General features: G+C 35.6%; 25 protein-coding genes. 2 read left to right on the top strand and 23 right to left on the bottom strand.

From position 1 onward, the window contains the following. Positions 1 to 215 precede the first annotated feature (215 nt). Genes F7O84_RS08030 through F7O84_RS19350 form a run of 4 tightly spaced genes read right to left on the bottom strand, consistent with a single transcriptional unit; the run spans position 216 to position 1864 of the window. The gene (locus F7O84_RS08030; RefSeq protein ID WP_192451694.1) at positions 216 to 1145 is read right to left on the bottom strand and encodes a glycoside hydrolase family protein; all 930 of its coding nucleotides are present in this window, start codon (positions 1143 to 1145) and stop codon (positions 216 to 218) included. Positions 1146 to 1182: 37 nt separating this feature from the next. Next, complete coding sequence (locus tag F7O84_RS08035) at positions 1183 to 1470, bottom strand: phage holin family protein (protein WP_151144014.1); 288 nt, start codon at positions 1468 to 1470, stop codon at positions 1183 to 1185. 3 nt (positions 1471 to 1473) lie between these two features. After that, entirely contained in the window at positions 1474 to 1713 is a 240-nt protein-coding gene (locus F7O84_RS08040) for a hypothetical protein (RefSeq protein ID WP_151144016.1), read from the bottom strand. Between the two features lie 25 nt (positions 1714 to 1738). Further along, positions 1739 to 1864, bottom strand: coding sequence for a hypothetical protein (locus tag F7O84_RS19350; protein ID WP_279237992.1), 126 nt, complete (start codon positions 1862 to 1864; stop codon positions 1739 to 1741). A 250-nt stretch (positions 1865 to 2114) separates the two neighbouring features. Here F7O84_RS19350 and F7O84_RS08045 point away from each other — a divergent pair, with 250 nt between their 5' ends. Next, on the top strand, positions 2115 to 3290 hold the full coding sequence (locus F7O84_RS08045) for an IS110 family RNA-guided transposase (protein WP_151141897.1): 1176 nt from the start codon (positions 2115 to 2117) through the stop codon (positions 3288 to 3290). A gap of 138 nt (positions 3291 to 3428) precedes the next feature. Here F7O84_RS08045 and F7O84_RS08050 read toward each other — a convergent pair whose 3' ends face one another. Then, positions 3429 to 3812 (bottom strand): hypothetical protein, encoded by a 384-nt coding sequence (locus tag F7O84_RS08050; protein WP_151144018.1) that lies wholly within the window; start codon positions 3810 to 3812, stop codon positions 3429 to 3431. Positions 3813 to 3959: 147 nt separating this feature from the next. Between F7O84_RS08050 and F7O84_RS08055 the strand changes: the two genes are divergently transcribed. After that, positions 3960 to 5243, top strand: coding sequence for a LysM peptidoglycan-binding domain-containing protein (locus F7O84_RS08055; protein WP_192451695.1), 1284 nt, complete (start codon positions 3960 to 3962; stop codon positions 5241 to 5243). Between the two features lie 158 nt (positions 5244 to 5401). Here the strand turns inward: F7O84_RS08055 and F7O84_RS08060 are convergent, their stop codons facing one another. The 18 genes from F7O84_RS08060 to F7O84_RS08145 form a co-directional block, all read right to left on the bottom strand. Next, on the bottom strand, positions 5402 to 6223 hold the full coding sequence (locus F7O84_RS08060; RefSeq protein WP_151144022.1) for a discoidin/SUN/FTP domain-containing protein: 822 nt from the start codon (positions 6221 to 6223) through the stop codon (positions 5402 to 5404). Positions 6224 to 6359: 136 nt separating this feature from the next. Then, entirely contained in the window at positions 6360 to 6929 is a 570-nt protein-coding gene (locus F7O84_RS08065; RefSeq protein WP_151144024.1) for a hypothetical protein, read from the bottom strand. Positions 6930 to 6944: 15 nt separating this feature from the next. Next, positions 6945 to 7607 (bottom strand): phage baseplate protein, encoded by a 663-nt coding sequence (locus F7O84_RS08070; RefSeq protein ID WP_151144026.1) that lies wholly within the window; start codon positions 7605 to 7607, stop codon positions 6945 to 6947. Between the two features lie 10 nt (positions 7608 to 7617). Beyond that, positions 7618 to 8361 carry a hypothetical protein gene (locus F7O84_RS08075; protein ID WP_151144028.1) on the bottom strand — a complete coding sequence of 248 codons (744 nt, stop codon included), beginning with the start codon at positions 8359 to 8361 and terminating at the stop codon, positions 7618 to 7620. A 2-nt stretch (positions 8362 to 8363) separates the two neighbouring features. Beyond that, positions 8364 to 8843, bottom strand: coding sequence for a hypothetical protein (locus F7O84_RS08080; RefSeq protein WP_151144030.1), 480 nt, complete (start codon positions 8841 to 8843; stop codon positions 8364 to 8366). Continuing rightward, complete coding sequence (locus F7O84_RS08085; RefSeq protein ID WP_151144032.1) at positions 8844 to 11084, bottom strand: hypothetical protein; 2241 nt, start codon at positions 11082 to 11084, stop codon at positions 8844 to 8846. 8 nt (positions 11085 to 11092) lie between these two features. Then, a complete protein-coding gene (locus tag F7O84_RS08090; protein ID WP_151144034.1) occupies positions 11093 to 11449 on the bottom strand; it encodes a DUF6711 family protein in 357 nt (118 codons plus the stop codon). Between the two features lie 13 nt (positions 11450 to 11462). Beyond that, complete coding sequence (locus F7O84_RS08095) at positions 11463 to 15404, bottom strand: hypothetical protein (protein WP_151144036.1); 3942 nt, start codon at positions 15402 to 15404, stop codon at positions 11463 to 11465. Next, the gene (locus F7O84_RS08100; RefSeq protein WP_151144038.1) at positions 15404 to 15793 is read right to left on the bottom strand and encodes a hypothetical protein; all 390 of its coding nucleotides are present in this window, start codon (positions 15791 to 15793) and stop codon (positions 15404 to 15406) included. The genes F7O84_RS08095 and F7O84_RS08100 overlap by 1 nt, the downstream gene beginning before the upstream one ends. A gap of 20 nt (positions 15794 to 15813) precedes the next feature. Next, positions 15814 to 16281 (bottom strand): DUF6096 family protein, encoded by a 468-nt coding sequence (locus tag F7O84_RS08105; RefSeq protein ID WP_207708046.1) that lies wholly within the window; start codon positions 16279 to 16281, stop codon positions 15814 to 15816. 26 nt (positions 16282 to 16307) lie between these two features. Continuing rightward, positions 16308 to 16721: a phage tail tube protein gene (locus tag F7O84_RS08110; RefSeq protein ID WP_151144040.1), complete on the bottom strand. Its 414-nt coding sequence runs from the start codon at positions 16719 to 16721 to the stop codon at positions 16308 to 16310. A gap of 18 nt (positions 16722 to 16739) precedes the next feature. Further along, positions 16740 to 17096 (bottom strand): hypothetical protein, encoded by a 357-nt coding sequence (locus tag F7O84_RS08115; RefSeq protein WP_151144042.1) that lies wholly within the window; start codon positions 17094 to 17096, stop codon positions 16740 to 16742. Beyond that, a complete protein-coding gene (locus F7O84_RS08120) occupies positions 17093 to 17572 on the bottom strand; it encodes an HK97-gp10 family putative phage morphogenesis protein (RefSeq protein WP_151144044.1) in 480 nt (159 codons plus the stop codon). Before F7O84_RS08120 ends, F7O84_RS08115 begins: the two co-directional genes overlap by 4 nt. Then, the gene (locus F7O84_RS08125; RefSeq protein ID WP_151144046.1) at positions 17569 to 17934 is read right to left on the bottom strand and encodes a hypothetical protein; all 366 of its coding nucleotides are present in this window, start codon (positions 17932 to 17934) and stop codon (positions 17569 to 17571) included. Before F7O84_RS08125 ends, F7O84_RS08120 begins: the two co-directional genes overlap by 4 nt. Further along, positions 17918 to 18247, bottom strand: coding sequence for a phage head-tail connector protein (locus F7O84_RS08130; protein ID WP_151144048.1), 330 nt, complete (start codon positions 18245 to 18247; stop codon positions 17918 to 17920). Before F7O84_RS08130 ends, F7O84_RS08125 begins: the two co-directional genes overlap by 17 nt. A 29-nt stretch (positions 18248 to 18276) precedes the next feature. Beyond that, positions 18277 to 18495: a hypothetical protein gene (locus F7O84_RS08135; RefSeq protein WP_151144050.1), complete on the bottom strand. Its 219-nt coding sequence runs from the start codon at positions 18493 to 18495 to the stop codon at positions 18277 to 18279. A 10-nt stretch (positions 18496 to 18505) separates the two neighbouring features. Further along, positions 18506 to 19420 (bottom strand): hypothetical protein, encoded by a 915-nt coding sequence (locus F7O84_RS08140; protein ID WP_151144052.1) that lies wholly within the window; start codon positions 19418 to 19420, stop codon positions 18506 to 18508. Positions 19421 to 19438: 18 nt separating this feature from the next. Then, entirely contained in the window at positions 19439 to 20083 is a 645-nt protein-coding gene (locus tag F7O84_RS08145) for a DUF4355 domain-containing protein (RefSeq protein ID WP_151144054.1), read from the bottom strand. Positions 20084 to 20145: the final 62 nt, after the last annotated feature.

A 20145-nucleotide genomic window follows, 5' to 3' on the forward strand; every position in this document is an offset into this window, starting at 1 on the left:
CTGTCTGCTATCAAGTAGCTATAAAAAATAAAAACAATTGGAATAAATCCCAATTTACTCCTTGCTGATTGAATTAAAACGCTTTAATCTCAATCTATAAAAAATTATTCTTCCTTTTACATACCTAAAAATTCAATATTTAAGCTAGATGTAATTTATTATAGATTATATAGAAAAATTTTACAAGTTTTTCCTCATATTTCTACATTTTTCATTTATCTTTGTTTTAAAAATGTACTAAAAAATACAACTCCTGCAATTTTATCTTGATTCAAATTATTATCCCTCTGGCACTGTCCTAGTGCCGTTGCTGAATCTTCTGTAAATTCTTCTCTAAACGCTTGAGGATTATAACCGTACAAATACAAAATAGCTTGTACAATCTTAGCAGACACATCCTTCGTCCCTTCCTTGACTATTAGATATTTCTTAACTGCATCATTTGTCTTAGTCCCATATTCTCCGTCTACTGTTAGATTTGCCCCTAAGCTATTCAAATGAACCTGTAAAACAATAGTTAAGGCTGCTCTGGTCTTATTGCCCCTTAGACCATCTTCTACTAAAAGTTTGTATCCAGTAAGCTTGCACTTCTTAAAATACTCTCCATATTCCTGGTTAAGCCATTTTTGTACAAGTATGATGTTCGCTTTTATTTCCCTTGCGGATAATCCAGCACTGGATGGAGATAAAATTTCTTGGTCTACTACACCTTTTAAGAATAGTGCTTGCTCTGCTTTTCTTCTAACTTTTAGTCCTTCTTCAAAAGAAGTACCTTTGTTAATATATAGAAGCATCTTTTCAGCAATCACACTTCTTGAACGTAGACCATTTGCAGTAAGTTGATTTATACTACCTAGATTATGTGCAAAGCTTACTAGGGCATCAAACTCATTTTGATTCCATGTATATCTTTTATAAAAGCTATTAACATTAGCTTCACTCCTTGCTAAGTCATCTTGTAGTAATTCTAACGCTTGTTCCATTGTAATTGTCATGCCAGCGCAAACATTTTTCTTAAAAAACTTTACATATCCTGTATGGCCATAGCCAATCGTCCATTTTTTTGCTGGGCATAAATAAGCTGCAAGTCTACACCCTTCAAATCGCTTTATCAGTTCTATTCCGACACTACTTGTTTTCCTCATATGCTTTCCTCTTTTCTTTTTAAAAAAGAGAGTGATTTTACTCACCCTCTGTATCTGATTTCCCATCTATATTAATAAGATTTCTTAGCATTTCATATAATCCAGTCGAAGCTAGACCACTTATCATTCCCCCCAAAATCACCGCTGCATTTACATTACCTAAGTTTGTTACTATTGCAATAATAGTGCCCATGCATAACATTGTGATTGGTATATACTTGTTGTTAAACCACGTAAATGCTTGCTTTAAAGCAAACCCAACGCATAAGCAAATTCCTAAAATAATAGTGTCAATGTTCTGTAGTAAAAAAGTTAAATCTTTCATAGTTTACCTCGCTCCTTCTAAATCACTTATTCTGTGATTTATTACTTTGATTTGTTCATTGGTTACTGTTGTTGCTTTTTCAAGTGCGTATGTACGCTCAATAACTGTGTTGTGCTTATCTACTTTCTTTTCCAGTTGTTCGATTCTATAATTCGTTAATTTACTTGATGCTATTACCCCGAAACCACTGCCTACAATAGTTCCTAGCAAGGATACTAGCGCAACTATAATTGTTGAATCCATTTTTCCTCTTTTCTGCCTTGCAGGCCTAATTATTTTCAATAATCTGCTGTTTCTCTGTTTCAGAAATCCATCCAAGTTCTAGGGCTTTAACAAGGACAATTACTCCATTCGCCTTATAAAGTCTCGTCAACGTCTGTTTCATCTGCTTCACCTTCTCGTATTATATAGTAGTAGTGTTTATAGTCCCTCTCCAAGGACTGTATGCTATACTAATGGAGATACTGTGGATTGGTGCTCACCTTCTACCACTTGATGGTTACAGAAAGACTCCAACCACAATCTCTTTGTATATTTGTTAATCAGTTAGATACCGCATGACGGTTTATTTAGAACGAGAATACAATCGCAAGGAGTATCCGTGGTTCCAAACAGTATCAAATACATTTCAAAGGAGAATTGCTATGATATACGCAGGAATTGATATTGCAAAGGATAAGCATGATTGCTTTATCACTAACTCAGATGGTGAAGTGCTCTTTAAAGCATTTACCTTTCCAAACAACCGAGATGGTTTTGATGAACTCTATCAGAAAATCATATCCGTTACAGATGATTTAACCGAAGTAAAAGTAGGACTTGAAGCCACAGGACACTACAGTTATAACATCTTGGGATATCTTCTTGATAAAGGTCTGACCACCTTTGTTATCAACCCGTTACATACCAACCTTTACAGAAAAAGTCTAAGCCTTAGAAAGACGAAAACGGATAAAGTTGATGCCCATACGATTGCTACAATGCTTATGTCTGATGTGAACTTAAAGTCCTACTCAGACACATCTTACCATAATGAAGAATTGAAGTCACTAACTCGCTATCGTTTTGATAAAGTTAAGGAACGTGCCAAGTTAAAAACCTCCATTTCCCGTCTTGTTACAATTCTTTTTCCAGAACTGGAGAAACATGTGCCAACACTCCATATGGCATCTGTTTATGCTTTATTATCTGAGTTTCCAAGTGCATCTGATATTTCATCAGCTCATTTGACTAGGCTGACAAATCTACTTTCTGTTTCTTCTAAAGGTCACTATGGAAAAGATACTGCTAATCTTTTCAGAGAAGCAGCAAGGACATCCATTGGTTCTCATATGCCTGCCAAATCTCTGGAACTAAAGCATACCATCAGACTGATTAAGGAACTAAATTCTGAAATCAATGAAATTGAATCCCAAATCAAATCTATCATGGACAATATCAATTCACCAATTCTAAGCATTCCAGGTATCAACTACCGTATGGGTTCCATGATTATTGCTGAAATCGGTGATTTTTCTTATTTTGATTCTCCTGATAAGATACTCGCTTATGCAGGTTTATCACCATCTACTTATCAATCCGGTCAACTAGATTCTTCCTATGCACGCATGGAAAAACGGGGTTCCAAATATCTACGATACGCTCTATTTAACGCAACTATATTTGTGTGTCATTGGGATCCAACCTTTTCAGCTTACCTTGCCAAAAAACGCTCTGAAGGTAAGCATTATTATGTTGCAATATCACATGCTGCTAAAAAACTCGTCAGAGTAATTTACCGGTTAGAAAAATCCGGACAATCCTACATCAAAGCAGCTTAAGTTTTTAATAAAAATGTCTCCTTATTGAGCACCTGTTAAGATGCTCTATTTGTCATGCAGTTTTCAATGTTCAAATATATGAAATGCATATCCGCAATTCATTCAAAAAAATATCATTTTAGACTTGACTTTTAATAGTTAGTCTTTCTGTTCTGATTCGCTTGTTAGTTCTATTCCTAACGTATTTAATACGAGTGTGTCTATTGTTTCTTGTAGTTCTTTAAGCTTCTGCTTAGTAGTATCAATATCCTTTAATGTAAATGTAGCAATCAACTTGCTTTCCACTGTTTCTTCATCCGCTACGCTCTGTAATTCAGCCTTATCCAAAGTCTTATTGTTATAGATAGACATTTCAATACCTGTTTCACTTAGAAACGTAATCTTGCTTAAGTTATCATCTTTAAACTTGATGTACTGCTCCAGGAAAGCTTCTTGACTTGGGACTTCAACCTTTACAGAATTGGGCGTTGCTCCATTTTGGATTTCAATTAGATCACCATTGTTTAATTGCAATTTTTCCATGTATTTTCCTTTCTGCTTTTTTGCATAAAAATAAGCCTTAACAGGCTCGTTATTGGTTTCTTTCTTTTACTTTACTTCCATCAATTTAGGCATTATTATATACTTTTTTCATATAATATAAAAATAAATTTATTCATGAGGCTTAACATGATAATACACATTGTTAAATCGGGAGATACAATTCAATCAATAGCTCAATTTTACGAAATCTCTACTGATAAACTTATGTACGATAATGAACTTAATAACGTTGATGAATTGGCAATCGGACAATCGCTTGTTATTGTAAAACCAGATATTACTTACACCATTCAAGAGGGTGATACATTATTAAATATAGCTGACAAGTTTGATGTCTCTTTAATTCAATTATTAGCAAATAATCCTTATTTATCGGATAGAGAGTATCTATATCCTGGAGATACTATTGTTATTAAATATACAAAAAAAAGGGTCATAACAACCCATGGTAACACGGTACCCACTATTAATAAAACTACTCTCAGAAAGACTCTACCTTATTTAACTTACATATCTGTACTAAATTATACTGCTAAAAATGATGGATCCATTATTCAGCATTATGATGATACCGAAATCATCCAGATTTCAAAAGCTTACGGTGTTGCTCCTCTCATGTTGTTAACAACATTAACCATTCAAGGAGAAGCAAACATAGCAGCAGACCTTGATATACTTTTAAACAACGAATTTCAAGAAACACAAATACAAAATATATTAAATACTCTAAAGTCTAAAGGTTATTACGGTTTAAACCTTTCTCTACAATATATTAGTACATCAAACATCCAATTTTACGAGCAATATTTTACAAACGTAACGAGTCGGTTGAACGCAGAGGGCTATCAGGTATTTGTAACTATTAATCCTAACATAAAAGAATTAAATAAAGAGATTAACTTTGAAAAAATAAATTATTCCCTTATAAATCAACTAGCACAAAACATAATATTTACTAGTTATGAATGGGCATTTAATGTTAACCCTCCATCTCCTATTACGTCTGTGCACCGAACGAAAGTATTTTTGGATTATATTCTTAATTTCATCCCGTCTGATAAGATTATTATTGGTATTGCAACTTTAGGCTATGATTGGACATTGCCATATGCAGAAGGCATTTCTAATGTCAATCTTATATCATTTGATAATGTTAACAACTTAGCTAGTCTTTATAAATCAACTATTCAATTTGATGATGTGTCTCAAACACCTTTTTTTACTTATACTAGGGATGAATTAGAACTTCATGCTGTTTGGTTTATTAACTCACAAACTATTAATGCCATTCTAGATTTAGTAACAGAGTATAATCTAAAAGGAATAAGTGTATGGAATATAACTGTTTTCAATCCCCAGTTATGGCTTATGGTTAATTCTCAATATGAAATCGAAAAAATTAAATTATAATTTATTACTTTCCGCTCAGTTCATAGTTAATTTTTATTAGGTTCATAGATCTTTAATATATTACGAACTACAAAAAATTATTGTAGTTCGTAATTAGATAAAGTTCAGATTAAACCACCAAAAAAGCACCCCGAAGGATACTTTCTTAATTATACTTTTTAATTATATTCCATTATTTCAAAACTTGAAATTTTGTCAAAAGATAAATACTCGTTTCTACTTACAAATCCACCTGTAGTAGCTTTTGCAAATGTATAATATGCTTTACCACTTCCATTGGAGCGATTATCATACCATAATAAGTAATCTTGTTTAATAGCTGAATCTACGTGATACTCTTTAATTTCACCCGTAACCATTGTAATGTAAATAGTCGCATTGGCACCTTGTGGAACTGTTTCCATCATTTCAAGCTCACCAATTGTAATAGTACGAGATTGTGGATATTTAGCAGATGGATTATCTACAATTGAACTTACATTTATTCTGTACTTAAGATAAGAATTAGTATTTTCTAATGTAAACTCTTTTTTAGAGCTTACATTCCAGTCAGTTATATTTGTCTGAGTGTCTAAAACTACCCACGTGCCTTCTTCTTCATCATACGCTTCAAATGTCCAATCTTTTGGAGATTGCCATATGTATTCAACCCAATTTCTCGGTTGGAGTGTATATTTAGTAATAATTTTATTTTCTGGAAACTCATATTCAAGCCAACCTGTTTTACTATTTAATGCTTGCCAACAACTTGTTTTCACGACACTATGATCAAATGCTAAGTACTCTGGCGTTAAACTCCCATCAGAGTTAACAGAAACACTACTTGCACTTGCTTTACCACTAGGTGATGTATTACTTGTCATTTTAGGTATTAGATTTTCTGTATATTGTATCTCTTCCGCTTTAACAACGGTGTTAGGAAAGTTTAAAACAAATCCTAAAATTAATAGTACACATAATATTTTCTTTAGTTTTTTCATAAATTACTCCCTCTTATTTGTTATTATTTACTCCAGTATAATTGTCAAATTTTGGAAATATAAGTCTTATTTTTGACAAATTATTATGGTAGCATATAAGTTTAGATATATTGTCCTCTTGGTAAAAAAGTATAGATTACTCCCTAATAATAGTACATACATGGTTTGACACAATAGTGACGTAACTCCATGGGGCAAGTGTTAAAACTGCAACACCATTTGAATTTGAATATGTAGCGCTGCCATAACCAAGATTTAATACTTCACTACCCGTGAGTACCATAAGTATCGGAAAACCATTTCTGTCTCCAAACACAAAAATTCGGGGATGACTTACCCTACCGTTCAGCGTTATTCTTAATTTTGTTTTATCATCTGTACCCACACTGTAGACATAGTTGCCAGCAATATTCACACCAGCCAATGGATTTTTTATATTAGTTAAAGAGTCATTTAGCACTTTACCCATATCAGCACCAAGCACCATATCTGGATTTGTCGTTAAAAGATTGTGAGAAATATTTGCTTTGTCAATCTTAGTGTTAAATAATTCTGATAATCCCTTGGCTATCTTAGAAAACAAAGTTCTAATCGTATCACCACTTGCAGGCTCCTCATAAGAAGATGGCTCTGTATATTCTACAACAGTATCTACGTTTGTATCTCCATCGTTTCCTCTCACTCTTCCTAAATTAATTGTTGGCATGTAAAATCCTCCTTCCTACGCTGTTCTTTTCCACATGTAACATGTAATATATGGTTGTAAGTTGTTGTGTGCGTTTCCACTGCCTACAGAACTTGTAGTATAAGTCGAAGCCCCAGTTTCAGATAAAGGCCTTACAACATTATTCCAATGGTCTATCGTTCCACCGACAAAAGCATCCGTAGAATATTTAAAAGTATGCGCATGCGCCGGGGTCTCTGCCTGTGTTAAAGTATGCGTCTTTTCTCCGCCTGTCTTTTCAGTTGAATTAAACTCTGTTTGTGACGTATCGACTGAAACTGGAACTCGTCCGCTTCCCCACACAACCCATGTTCCACCTAAAAAATTCTGTGGCGAATTATTCGTAATACTCATATAAATTGAGCCAACAGGATACACCTTGGACAATAATGTTGCCGTTAGATTATCCCAATTTGCCTGTAAGGTGTTTATATTTGATGTGTTTTCCGATACATCGCTCTGGGTTTCGCCTATTAAATTATTAGCTGCTTCAATATCTGAACCCAACAGCCTGAGTTTCTTAACAAAATTACCGATAATATTAAACAGGGTTCCACCACTCACAGGTTCCGTGTATGTTTCTGGAACTGTAAACTCAATAATACTGCTAGAATCTACATTTCCCCTTACTCTCCCTAAATTAATCTTTTTAATTGCCATAATTACACCTCTATTCTATTGTAAGAATCAAGTCTCCATCTTCATTAATTGATAGTGGTGGAGGGTCGGTTCCTTCTAAGTAGTATAAAAACAAATCACCATCCTCTATCTGCAAAGCATAGCTGTTTGTTTCTAAATCGGTTATAACAGCAACGCCAGGTTCACCTTTTATTGTTAGACGCATCCAATAGTCTGGATTGTTTAACAAAATACCAGAATTAGCCGAAACAGGATTAATGCATAGATACCCTATCTCTATCCCATCTCCAATATCTTGACTAACCAAATTACCAACAGCATAAGGAGCATTCAAGACAAATGGACCATTGCTACTTACAAATCCATTTAATGCAGATATAATCGCATTTATCCTGTCTTCAACTTCTTGCGACCAAGCCGCCGTATTGGCATCATACCATACTGTAAATTGTGATTCTGAATTGGACTGAAAATCCTGCATATACGCTTCTACATTGTCCTCAAAGATGCCTTTTTGTTCAGCAAAGTAATCCTGAAACTCCTGCGCCAAGTCTCCGTCTTCCGTTTCTATGTAGCCCATGATAGTGTTCATGTTGGCGCATATGGTATTGATATCTTTTGCGCCGATAAAGGTACCTACTGTCGAATAAGCTGTACTATCTATTAAACTAATCGTTCCATCAGCATTGTTGACGATTGTGTATCTTCGAAGTTGATTGACCGAAGTATTTAAAATATCATCTTTATAGTCTGTTTTTAACATTTCAAATGCCATAATTAAAAACGCTCCTTTCTACCCAAATAAAAAGCAAGCCTTCGCCTGCTGTTATGTTGAGCTGTTATTGTGTTGTAAATTCTTAGGCACGCACTTTCAATACGGTTAAGGTCTGCAAAACCAATGAAAGGTGAATTGTCATAGTATAGAATTCTTCTTCCAATGCTAAATTCTCTCGTCCATGCGTTATGTGCAATTGCTGTAGTAAACGTATTCTCCATAATTGCTTCAAGTCTTCCTGTTAGCGCATTTATTTCGTCCGCATACGGATAATCATCGTACTCTTTATCTGATTCAGTATCTATGTCTATAATATATTTTGGAAAACTATACTCTGGAACAAGCTGGATAGACATTGTCCTTAGCTCAATTATGTTATTTTTTATCCTGTTATAATCCTCTACATTAAAATAATCACCTGTATATCTTCCGTCTTCATCATAAGATTCCTTCCAGTCTGTTTTCGGCTGTAGCCATGCCATTTAGTTCACCTCTCTCCTTGCTTTGATTGCACCTCTTAAGGCTCCGTTAAAGTCAATTGTATGCTCATAAATCCTTACCTGCATATCATCCACATATTTATTTTCAAGAAATACCAGGTCATTCACATCCAATGACGGATCTCCACGATAATCTAATTCATAATCACGGTCAGATGCATAATACTTCGACATCCATTCTCCTAAATCATTAGCCAATACATTGGTACTGATCAGCGGATTTGTCCATTTCTCTGTTTTACCTGTGGAGTTTAATGCAAACTTATGTGTAGAAGTTGCCACCATGAATTCATAACCGTAAATAACAAGTCTTACGTTAACTGGATTGACAGGTGGACTATTAAATGTTACAACACAATAATAAGAGCCGCTTTCTGTAACACTTGCTGTATAACTTGATATTATGCTATTTCCACTACTATCTGGCTCGACTTCATATACACCACAGGTAAGCCCATGCACTGCATTTCCAAACTCAAACATAAAGCTATTTTGACTTTGTGATATCTGAATGACTTCATTATTTAATTCAATCTGGTTTTTACCATAAGTAAGAATGCTTCTAAGTATCTGAACCTCTTTTACTTTTTCAAGCTGCCTTCCCTTTGGAGTTTTATACAAATCTGGATGATACATGATATGATAATTTGTCTCATCACCAAATTCCACATATTCAAGGTATACTCTATTATGGGGCCTTGCTTTTGTAAACTCAATTTCTAGACTGTTCACATTAATGAAGTCAAGATTAATAATCATATTTTGCTCGGTTTCTGCTATTACATGGGTACCGTTAAGGGTTCCATTATTATACGTACGTATGGTAAATGCTTCTGGATATGCGGTACCAAATCTTAACAGTAAAGAATAAAATGTAAATGCCGCTTCCATTGTAAAACGAATTACAGGGTTCATGCTAAAATTACCGTTTGCATCAGAAAATGACTCACTTACATAACCAGTATTCATATAATTTGCATTTCTTGGAAAGAAGTACTGTGTTCGATTTGTCTTGGAAAAATTCTGTTCAAAGGTTGCATATTCTCTTTTGGATTCATCCGATAAGATTGCCTGTACATTTCCAAATTCTGCAACATTATCGCTGAACACTGAAACATCAGGGATAAAAGAAGATTTTATTATGATCTTTCCTTCTCTGTTTTGATTTAAAACACAACGGCCAGCATTTGCAATATACTGCAAAGCTTCTCTATGAGTACAAATAGGAATCGGGTTATAAACCGTAACTGTTTTTAAATACGGATCAATCCAGTATTCCGAAACTTTTGCATCTATCAACACCTCTTCTGCAAGATTATAAAGCGACATTCCATTTGGATAGTAAACACCTTTATAATAACGATCATCCATATAATTAAATTTATCTACCATCACAAAGTTAGCTTCTGTATCATCTGCATCCCAAGATTTCAACACAATGGATGCAACTTGAAACTCCTCTAGCTCACCATCATCTAATGTGTAAGAATGATAAATTTGCACATCCTGTCCAATCTCCATGAAATTGATAGCACTGTCTTTGTTTTCAATATCAAATTCACCGTCATAATTAGCCACTGTCAAATTAAAATCAATAGTAGGTAACGATTCTGCAACTGGTGAAATATAACTTTTTAACGATGATTTCATAATTTTATCCGTATCAAGAGAAATACCAATACCAAATAAGATTGACTGAATACGAAACCTTGTAGCTCCACCAGACATTTTACTTGCACGAAAAATAAAATAATTCACTCCATGAAACGCATGATCTGTTACAAATTTCTGCTTATCATTATCAGTAAAGGTTACTGTTTCATTATTCGTTTCAATCGTAAAATCTATTGGAAAACTAAAACCAAAATCAATCGTAAGCCCTTTAATTTCTAGACTTAATGTTTTGAATGATATTTTTATATATTTGTCTGAAAGGCTTTTTGTAATAATACCTGCATTATAATAATTTTGAGCTGTCCTGGGAATGAAATACATACTACCATCAACCCTTGAATAATTCTGTTCAAAGGTTGCATATGGCCTTGTTACTTCAACATTCTCTAAGGGGTTCTTAAGGTTTGAGTAATGAGTAAAAGATCCATCCGAAACATAAGCTGTCTTTTGAGCCTCTTGGCTAATTACACCAAGATTGACTCTTAAGTACGATTTATTCCTTATCAGCTTTTTCATAGAAGCTCGATAAGCTTTACTTGTCTGATACATATTATCACCTACATTTCTATGAAATTAACAGAGAATCTTTCATATACTGGTACCCCATCCCATATGGCATAGACTGGAGTTGTTCTGTCACCCACGTAACAAATAATGTTGCCCTTTGCATCCTCTTCTGGAATAAAATAATTTACATTTAAATTCGTCTTTGGTGCAATTGCATTTCGTATTGTCATGTAATCCTCTCGCTTTATTCGATTCCATGTACATTCCAATTTGTGCACGTTCTCTCTAATAATTTGCCCTACCATGAAACCTTTTGAATTTCTATTCATAACTGATAAATCAAAATCACTGGGTGTCATTTTGGAAGGGGTAGGAAGAGCTACCCCATTCACAGTTATTTCGTTCATATTGCAGCCCCTCCTATTCTCTAAAGTTTACACCATTTCTACTGTTAACCTCTGCCACGGCCGTTGCAATTGCTCTCTTATCTAGTTCCACTGTTACATAAATTGGAGCACCAGAAGAATCTCCTGTTGTGGCAAGTTGCATACTTAAGTTAGTACTTACAATTCTACCAATTACATTTCCTATTTTCTCCATCCAACCAGTATTATTTTCAAGTGGTACCACGGCTTCTTTACCAGCTTCACCAATCATTGCTATAGTTGCACTGTTTACAACGCCACCTTTTGCTAATTTTGGTAAATTCACAGGATCAACTGTACTAATATTTACACCTGGTATTTTGTTGATAACTTTAATTGCTGTATTAATAAAATCTATAGCCTTATTTATTGTATCCTGTATAGTCTTTATACAATTGTTAATAACTGATTTAAAAGCGCCCCCTACAGCATCACCAGTCTTGGTTCCAATATCAGTAAATAGTCCTTTTATAGTTCCCCATACGCCTTTATCACCAAAGAAGTCCGTAAGAGCTGTTGTTGAAAATACAGCCTTAATTTTTTTCCATGCATCTCCAAACTTTGAACCAAACCAAGTATCAACTGCATTCTTACCATCAGTAAACCTTCCTTGAATATCGCTCCATCTACTACCAAACCAACTTGTTAAATTACTTTGACTAAAAACACCTTTTATTTTGCCCCAAGCGTCTCCGAACTTGTTATTGAACCATGTTGCAGTATTATCAAAAGCCGCCGTTACGTTTGAGTACCTTTCCTTAAACCAGTTTGATACATTAGATAAACTGAATATACTCTTAATAAACTCCCATGCACTATTAAATTTACCTTTGAACCAAGTATCTACTGTACTAAATATGTTCTTTATATCGCTCCATCTAGCGGTAAACCATGAGCTGATATTGGATATGCTAAAAATACTTTTGATTAAATCCCATGCTGCGCTGAATTTATCCTTAAACCAAGTATGGGCATTTAAAAAAGTATTTGTTATATTTTCCCATATAGATTTGAACCATGCTCCTACTCCATTCCAAGCTGTCTTGATTGCATTCCATGCAGCCGTAAACTTTTCTTGAAACCATGTGTGGACACTTTTAAAGGTATTTGTAATACTATCCCATATGGATTTAAACCAGTTACCGACTGGACTCCATGCCTCTTTGATTGCGTCCCAAGCGACTGAAAATATCTCCTTAAACCAATCACCTACACCTGAAAAGACATTCTTAATTGCTTCCCATATGGACTTAAACCATGAACCAGCTCCATACCATACCGCTTTAATTACTTCCCATGCAAGGCTAAACACTGTAGCAAAGAATGAAACTACAACAGAAAATGCAAGCTTGATAGATTCCCATATTGCAGATGCCAATTCTGCAATGACTTTTCCAAACCCCAAAAAGATGTCCTTCACTCCATCCCATGCAAGTCCCCAATTACCAGAGAATACACCAGTAATAAAATCTATAATTCCACTAAAGACTTGTATTACACCACCAATTGTATCACTGATTTTCGCCATTACATCTAGCATTGTATTACCTATTTTCTCAAATATCGGAAGTAATTTGGGCAATACGCTTGAAATAATCCATTGTAAAAATGGCTGAATCACATTCTGCCAAATCAATGTGATTACATCCGCTATTTTTCCAACCAAATCTAGAAACTTATAAATAGCAGGTTGTACATGATTCTCAACAACTGTTTTGAATTTGCCTGCAAGTTTTTCTAATACTGGTTGCACACTCTCATTATAGAAGTCCAAGAAACTACCAGCAAGTTCAGATATGCCGCCTGCAATCGCATCAATCATTGGCTTAATATGTGCATCATAAACGGCATTTGCTTTATCCATGGTATTTTGCACAACATCCTTTATTGTACCAAAAATACTTGAAATTACTGCTAAGGTACCTTCTAAAGCTTCCTTAATTTTGTCCTTGTTATCGATAAAAGGCTTTGTAATAAGATTTAAAAGGTCACGATTCAACTTACTGGCTATCTCAATGGCTCCCATAGCGGCACTTGAAAATATACTTAACATGTCAGCCGTAATCTGCTTTGCATTATCACCGCGAAATACACTGAAAATATCAGCCGTTGCAACAGCAAAATTCCCCTTAATTTCTGCAATGCTTCCATGGATATCAAACATGGAAATAATAAATTTCTTAATTCGTTCGGAGTCTTGTTTTAAAAACTTATCAATTCCACCTACAATATTGTCAACAATGGTTGCACCAATAGAAACCATTGCCCCTGTTCTTTGTCCTATGCTATATACAAGCTTATCGACAAATGCGTTGGCGGCGCTGACTACGCCTGCGTCTGTAACAATCCCATGCAAACTATCTCCAATGCCCTTGATGTGCTTTTGGATACTATCAAATACAGAGGTATCTCCAAGCCCCTCCCAAAAACCTGACATGAAGATATCTTTTAACTCTTTTAGCTTATTGCCAATCTTGTTAAGGAAGGCATCCAGTTTGCCCTCTGCTGCCGATGTATCAATATCAGGTGATACCAGACCACTATCATCTTCTGATTCATCTTTGTTCAAAGAATGTACTTCATCAAATGAAGCGATGGTACCCTGTGCCTTTTTAACACTCTTTGCGGTACCTTCTGCCGATTTCTTAAGCTTATTCATGTTTTTCACAGCGTTTAAGCTTTGGTTGTAGGTACTTCCAAATATCTTATTAATAAACACTGCTATGTATGCCGTTGCCGTTGCTATCCCTCTCATGAGGGCATTTAAGGCAGGCATTATGGCTTGGTAGATAGGCATGAAAGCAACTTGTAGGTTTGTCTTAATCTGCGCCACCGACCGTGTAAATTGGTCATTGGTAGAAAGGCACCCACTTAGATATTGTTGGAATTTTCTTAGTCCTGCGCTTATTACATTAAATACTAAGGCGGCACCTACAAGGCTTGTGATTCGTTTTCTGACATGGTCAATCTTTTTGCCAATCATACCTAGAGCTGAATTTGCTTTCATACCTGATTTTCCAGCTTTGACACCAGTTTTAGTAAATTCATCGCCGACATTCTTAATTTTATTCTCTGTCTGCTCAGCTTCCCGTCTTAAACGACTTAACTTACTTTTGGCCAATTCAATGTCTTGCGATACCTTATCCGCTCCGCTCGCTGATGCAGGATTCATTGAAATATCATTCATTCTTGACTTGGTAGAACTAGCTTCCTCTTTTAATCGTTCGAGTTTACTTGTAGCCAAGTCAATATCTGTTTGAAGCTTTTGAAAATCAGTAGTGGACTCAGGATTTAGCTTCGCTTCTTCCAATTTCTTTTTGAGTTTATCAACTCTTGCTTCGATTTCCTCATACTTTGGATTAAGCTCATCAATCTGCTTTTTAACATCCTCAATACCTGGAAAAGAAAGTCCTGCCGCTTCAAAATCCTCTGCTTGCGTCAACTTGTCTAACATTTTTTGCATTTCGCTATCAACTTTAGCAAACTCCTCTTCCGCTTTTGCGAGGTCCTTTGATAGCGTATCAATTGTTTTATTGGCAACCTCACCATTTGTTAATGCGTCAAGCTTATTCTTTAGCCCATCAACTGCCGCCTGTTGTTCATTTACCTTTTCCGTTTGCTTTACGAACTGGTTTTCCAATCCTTGCATCTCTTTTTGTGCCAATGCATCTAGTTTAGCATTAAGTCCATCAATAACGGCTGCCTGTTTATCAATTGTTTCTTTTTGACGATTAAGGCGATTTGTGAGGGTTTCTAACTCCTTTACTGCCTTTTTGGTATTGATCTTGTCTAGTGCTTCATTTACTGCCTTCGTACTTTTATCTACCGCCTCATTCACCTTTTTAGTCTTATTCTGTACTTTTTCAAGTTCGTCACGAAACGGCTTTGTGTAGGCTTCTATAATTACCTGTAGCTTTTGCAGTGTGGTACCTTCCATTACCCCTCACCTCTCTCCCTTTTCCGTCTTTCATTATGCTGATAAGCATAATCTTCCATTCTAGCTTTGTTCAGTTCTAGTTGATTCATTTGTGCTCGCCTGTCTGCTTCCTCTTTTTCACTTTTAAAAAGTTCGGGAAAATAATCATACAAAGGAGTAAGACTTGTTCTATTTCCCATGGCCATCCCCAAATGTTCACCTATCTGTTGCGCCAATACCCAATTCAGACTGATTTGCGTTTTAATCTTGGTATCTTCTTCCTTAACTCTTTGCTCTTCTCTGCGATTGTAACTTTGAATTAAATCAATGATTTCCTCTAAACTGGAATTCCAAAATAAAGATGGAGCATATCCACAGTCTAAAAAGCTTGGATACACTCCATAAATCATATCTGAAAGGGTTTCATGCCTTACATCATCTCTAATTCTTTCCTCGTTTCCTCTAGCCCCTTTTCCATATCCGCTGCCAGAGCTTGAGGAAAAAAACCACTTACAGTAAATATTTTTAAGTAAACGTTAATATAAAATGAAAATTGTGAACCGCCTTCATCTACATACTTCTCAAACATATCCAATACATCTTTGAGTTTTATTCCATGATGCCATTCCTTCATAGCCGCATGGGTTATTTCTAGCATAATAGATAATGCTTGAGTACCACTACTATCTTCACCTTTCATAAGCTCTATTAAGTTTATTTTAAACTTCGTTTCAAGTTCTACAATCGTAGATGTCTTTAATTTTAACTTGTAACTCTCGCCATCTACTTCCCAATAAGCAAATGGAGAACGCTTTTTTATCGCATCCTCCATCTTTACTACTACTTCTTTTTGTTCTTCTGGCATAGTTGCCTCGGTATCTTTATCAAAAAATCCCATGTTTTAATTCCTCCTAATTTTATTTTTTACGATGGATCCGTTACTACAATATCACTTTGTAATGCCATTTTGATTGTGAAATCCATAACCCCATTTACACCACCACTTGATAATTTGACAGATACCTGTGCCGCCCAAGAAAACTTTGTTCCATCTGGATATTCTTCTTGGAAAAACAAAATACTTTTATCTACTTCTGCCTTTCTCATAATACGATATGGCGAATCTTCGCTCTTGTTTTCATATCTAAATTTAAACTCTAAATCGCCTGGATCTCCAATACCAAATTCATATTGTTTAACAGTGTCCGATAAACAGGTATTTTCAACTTTCTCTGGTTCGTTTCCCATTTCTGGAACTTCTTTTAGTCCTTCTAAGTTTATATATGTAGTTGCTGCTTCATCGGTTTTATAACCTAGTTTAATACCATTTGCTAACATATTATCATTCCTTTCGTTTTAACTGTGATATACATGTCCTGTATTTACGTCTATTATTCCTGCAAAACGCATTTGCTTATGCTTGTATCCTGTTGCTTCATTAATATCTTGACAATATATCCTCTTCAATCCTAAAGCAGTAATTGCATCATCTATCCGTATAGCAATATCTGACGTACTTTTGTTATTCCAAATATCAATTCTAAATCTAATTTCAGCTTTTTGTTCAGCTCCGTCCGTAAATTCATGGGTTGAATTGTATTCTTCTACATATTGAATAGCTGGGAAAATTGCAAAATCCTTAGGATATCCATCAGATACATTTTCGGAAATATTCTTTATTGCATCGTATATTTGGCTTTTTATATTAATCATGTAATCTCCTTTTCAATATCTTTTTCAATATCTTTTTTAATATCTTCTTTCAGCTCATTTGCAACTCTATTTTCATTATTCTTTAATGAAGGATAAAGAAAGGGCTGTGCCGGTTGACCATTCGTATGCACCCATTGTTGTTTCTCTTCATCAAAGTAGGACCAACCTTTTTGTGAATAGGCAACATTGATATTTGGTGATACTCCTTCGTGTTTGCTTTGGCCAGTTGGACCAGTACCAAGCTCCACATAAGGAGCATAACTTTTATTTGTAAAGACTCTACCTTGTGCGCCATATTCTGTTTTTGTTGTCTCACCCTGAATACTGTTTCTTAGTTCTCCTGTATTAGTCGGACAAAGTAGCTTTGCTTCGGCTTGAATCTTTTTTGTTTGGGTATTTACATGATTTACAATATTTGTCTGTACCACGTCATCCAAATGCATAAATTTCTTATAAAGTTCATCATAACCTTTCATAACTTTTCAAGCTCCATTAACAAATGACCTACTGGTTTGATTGATATAATTTTGTAATCTGGCTCCGCATCCTTTGGAACATAAACACATACACCTGCACTCTCACAGAACTTGACTCCGTTTTTAGTGATATAAGTTAGTACTTTCCCCTTTACCTCTACCGTGTATGGATCATCACATAATACATTTAAGATTGATTTCAGACGTTCCCCATACATTTCTACTTGAAGTTTTCCACTGGCGGGATAGATGCAGGCTTTGAATTCCTTGGGTTCTGAATATCCATCGTATTTTCCACCCTCATTGTCAGTTATGACGGCTTTTTCCTTTATGTAGTAGGTTTTCTTATTCTTTATCCGCATTTGCTACGTTCACCGCCTTTAAGAGCCTATAAGAGACTAACCTTGCTTTGATACTTTCTGGAATCTCTGTACTGTATGAAACCGACACACCACCTTGACTTCTTGAAGCTTCTCCCTCACTGCCAGAACGATTATAATAAATAATAGCCAGCTCCCTTTGTAGTCCTTCCATTTTGGTTAGAAGAGTACTGCGGTTACAAAAGTCTAGGATTTCATCCTTGGCATCATCAAGCATTTGGCTAAGACACTCATCTTGTTCTTTATCATCAAGTGATATCCCAAGTCTTGGCTTTATTTTTTCTAACTGTGACATCTTTTCACCTCACTAAAAAGAGCCCAGATTTACTCTGCGCCCTCTAGTAATTTAAGTAATTCTTCTTTTTTGATATTGGTATCAAATTCAATACCTTTTTCCGTTGCTAAGGCCTTTAGTTCTTGCAATTTCATAGAAGAGAGAGAAGCTGCCGCTACCTCTTTCCAATCATCTGATAGGTATCTGTTTTTGGATGCTTCTGGCACTTCTCTTTCAATATTTTCTTTTTTTATTCTTATTGTATCCATTGTCTACCTCCTATTTCGTATTTAGCCAAATGGATGATTCTTGATTTTTCTTCACCCATAATTCATGGTATCTTCGATAATCCATAGACCATCCACTAAATGCTTGATTTACTTTTGGATCAAAAATTCTAAGATCATCTTGCTTTGATACTGCAATAGGAGTTGTGAGTGGTAAGATAATAAAGTTGATATCACTTGCCGTAGAGCCTTTTACATAGCCACCCATTTCCTGACCCGCTGTTTTGCCATCGTAGATTTGAATAGCAGTATACATTCTGTTATCTGGTACCGGAATCATTGGAACGCCATCAATAGAATTCACCTTCGTATTAAATCCACCTGCCGCAAATGTCTGCGCTGATAATTTGCCCGCCATTGCAAGTTCGACTTCCATTTGTGCATCGTAGGAAATCATAATAACCAGACTTCCGTTATAGCCTTGTTTACGGATGTTTTTGATACCTGTCTTAATCTTCGTTACAATACTTGCATTTGCTGGTGTATATCCATCTTCCACCATACTGCCTTCCTCGATTGCTGTTGTAGCGACCTTAGAAATACGGTAGGCATCAATTTCAGGGATTACATGCTCTCGCTGAAACTGTCCCATGATTCCGGATGCAGTAACAACAAAGTTCGTCTCATCCACATCGTTTTTATCAATACCAAACTTACGACCTCTATCTTGAGTCATGGTGTATGTATTGTATTTCAAGTCAACTACGCCACCAACAAATCCTGCATTTCCTTCTCTTTGGTAGTCGGCTAATCCATCCATTGACATGGTAGGAATCTTAACTTCATTACCTCCGTTGTATTTAACCTGTCCTGCGTTGGCATCCATCCAGCCAGTGCAAGACTCTTGTACTGCAGCCTGATCCAATTCACTTTGTAATATTGTTGCAAACTCTAATGTATTTGGCATATTCTTCTACCCTCTTTCTTAAATTTGTCCTTTAACTGCTTTTGCAATTTGAGCCCTGAATGCATCCATTCCACCTTGGGCTCCCTTTGGTGGAGTACCACCTCTTAATCTTTCATTTACTGCTTTTTCCACTGCTGACTGGAAGGCTTTTTGAACTGCTTCAATGCTCTGATTACAAGTTTCAGCACTTTCATAGTTAAGAATATTAGCAAGGTCTTTTGGCAACCCTTTTTCTGCAAGTGTTTCATAAGCTTGTGCCTTTAACTCTCTTGTATTAATATCCTTTTCTCTCTTTGCTAGCTCCTCTAAGCTTTTTTGTCGTTCATATTCTGCCTTTTGGTCTGCATTCATCTTGGCCAGCTTTTCAGCTTCTGTTTTGGCATCCTCAATCTTTTTAGTTGCCTCTGCTTCCCACTTGCTCTTAGCTTTTTCTAATGCTTTGGCTACTTTCTTATCAAACTCTGATTGGTTCTTTGGATCTTTTAGTAAATCATCAAAGCTTGATGCACCTGTGCCATCATCCGCTCCTGTCTTAACACCATCACCATTTCCCTCTCCTGTGCCTGTGCCGTCGCTATTACCATCATTGGTACCAGCTCCATCACTTTCTGCAAAAAATTGTAAATTCATTGGAAATCTAGGTTTAAATTCTTGTTTATACATTTTCATTCTCCTTTTCTGCCCCACACATTGCATATGCCCCATGTGATTCATTCGATTTATTG

It is taken from the genome of Candidatus Galacturonatibacter soehngenii, assembly GCF_008830185.1.
Classification (GTDB): Bacteria; Bacillota; Clostridia; order Lachnospirales; family Lachnospiraceae; genus Lachnotalea; species Lachnotalea soehngenii.

Bases quoted from the DNA above. Each gene is read 5' to 3' on its own strand.
- F7O84_RS08045 (WP_151141897.1), top strand. From the start codon at position 2,115: ATGATATACGCAGGAATTGATATTGCAAAGGATAAGCATGATTGCTTT.
- F7O84_RS08130 (WP_151144048.1), bottom strand. From the start codon at position 18,247: ATGTCACAGTTAGAAAAAATAAAGCCAAGACTTGGGATATCACTTGAT.
- F7O84_RS08105 (WP_207708046.1), bottom strand. From the start codon at position 16,281: ATGGGATTTTTTGATAAAGATACCGAGGCAACTATGCCAGAAGAACAA.
- F7O84_RS08090 (WP_151144034.1), bottom strand. From the start codon at position 11,449: ATGAACGAAATAACTGTGAATGGGGTAGCTCTTCCTACCCCTTCCAAA.
- F7O84_RS08040 (WP_151144016.1), bottom strand. From the start codon at position 1,713: ATGGATTCAACAATTATAGTTGCGCTAGTATCCTTGCTAGGAACTATT.
- F7O84_RS08115 (WP_151144042.1), bottom strand. From the start codon at position 17,096: ATGATTAATATAAAAAGCCAAATATACGATGCAATAAAGAATATTTCC.
- F7O84_RS08070 (WP_151144026.1), bottom strand. From the start codon at position 7,607: ATGGCAATTAAAAAGATTAATTTAGGGAGAGTAAGGGGAAATGTAGAT.
- F7O84_RS08085 (WP_151144032.1), bottom strand. From the start codon at position 11,084: ATGTATCAGACAAGTAAAGCTTATCGAGCTTCTATGAAAAAGCTGATA.
- F7O84_RS08065 (WP_151144024.1), bottom strand. From the start codon at position 6,929: ATGCCAACAATTAATTTAGGAAGAGTGAGAGGAAACGATGGAGATACA.
- F7O84_RS08060 (WP_151144022.1), bottom strand. From the start codon at position 6,223: ATGAAAAAACTAAAGAAAATATTATGTGTACTATTAATTTTAGGATTT.
- F7O84_RS08075 (WP_151144028.1), bottom strand. From the start codon at position 8,361: ATGGCATTTGAAATGTTAAAAACAGACTATAAAGATGATATTTTAAAT.
- F7O84_RS08095 (WP_151144036.1), bottom strand. From the start codon at position 15,404: ATGGAAGGTACCACACTGCAAAAGCTACAGGTAATTATAGAAGCCTAC.
- F7O84_RS08100 (WP_151144038.1), bottom strand. From the start codon at position 15,793: ATGATTTATGGAGTGTATCCAAGCTTTTTAGACTGTGGATATGCTCCA.
- F7O84_RS08120 (WP_151144044.1), bottom strand. From the start codon at position 17,572: ATGAAAGGTTATGATGAACTTTATAAGAAATTTATGCATTTGGATGAC.
- F7O84_RS08030 (WP_192451694.1), bottom strand. From the start codon at position 1,145: ATGAGGAAAACAAGTAGTGTCGGAATAGAACTGATAAAGCGATTTGAA.
- F7O84_RS08050 (WP_151144018.1), bottom strand. From the start codon at position 3,812: ATGGAAAAATTGCAATTAAACAATGGTGATCTAATTGAAATCCAAAAT.
- F7O84_RS08135 (WP_151144050.1), bottom strand. From the start codon at position 18,495: ATGGATACAATAAGAATAAAAAAAGAAAATATTGAAAGAGAAGTGCCA.
- F7O84_RS08080 (WP_151144030.1), bottom strand. From the start codon at position 8,843: ATGGCATGGCTACAGCCGAAAACAGACTGGAAGGAATCTTATGATGAA.
- F7O84_RS08110 (WP_151144040.1), bottom strand. From the start codon at position 16,721: ATGTTAGCAAATGGTATTAAACTAGGTTATAAAACCGATGAAGCAGCA.
- F7O84_RS08125 (WP_151144046.1), bottom strand. From the start codon at position 17,934: ATGCGGATAAAGAATAAGAAAACCTACTACATAAAGGAAAAAGCCGTC.
- F7O84_RS08140 (WP_151144052.1), bottom strand. From the start codon at position 19,420: ATGCCAAATACATTAGAGTTTGCAACAATATTACAAAGTGAATTGGAT.
- F7O84_RS08055 (WP_192451695.1), top strand. From the start codon at position 3,960: ATGATAATACACATTGTTAAATCGGGAGATACAATTCAATCAATAGCT.
- F7O84_RS08035 (WP_151144014.1), bottom strand. From the start codon at position 1,470: ATGAAAGATTTAACTTTTTTACTACAGAACATTGACACTATTATTTTA.
- F7O84_RS08145 (WP_151144054.1), bottom strand. From the start codon at position 20,083: ATGTATAAACAAGAATTTAAACCTAGATTTCCAATGAATTTACAATTT.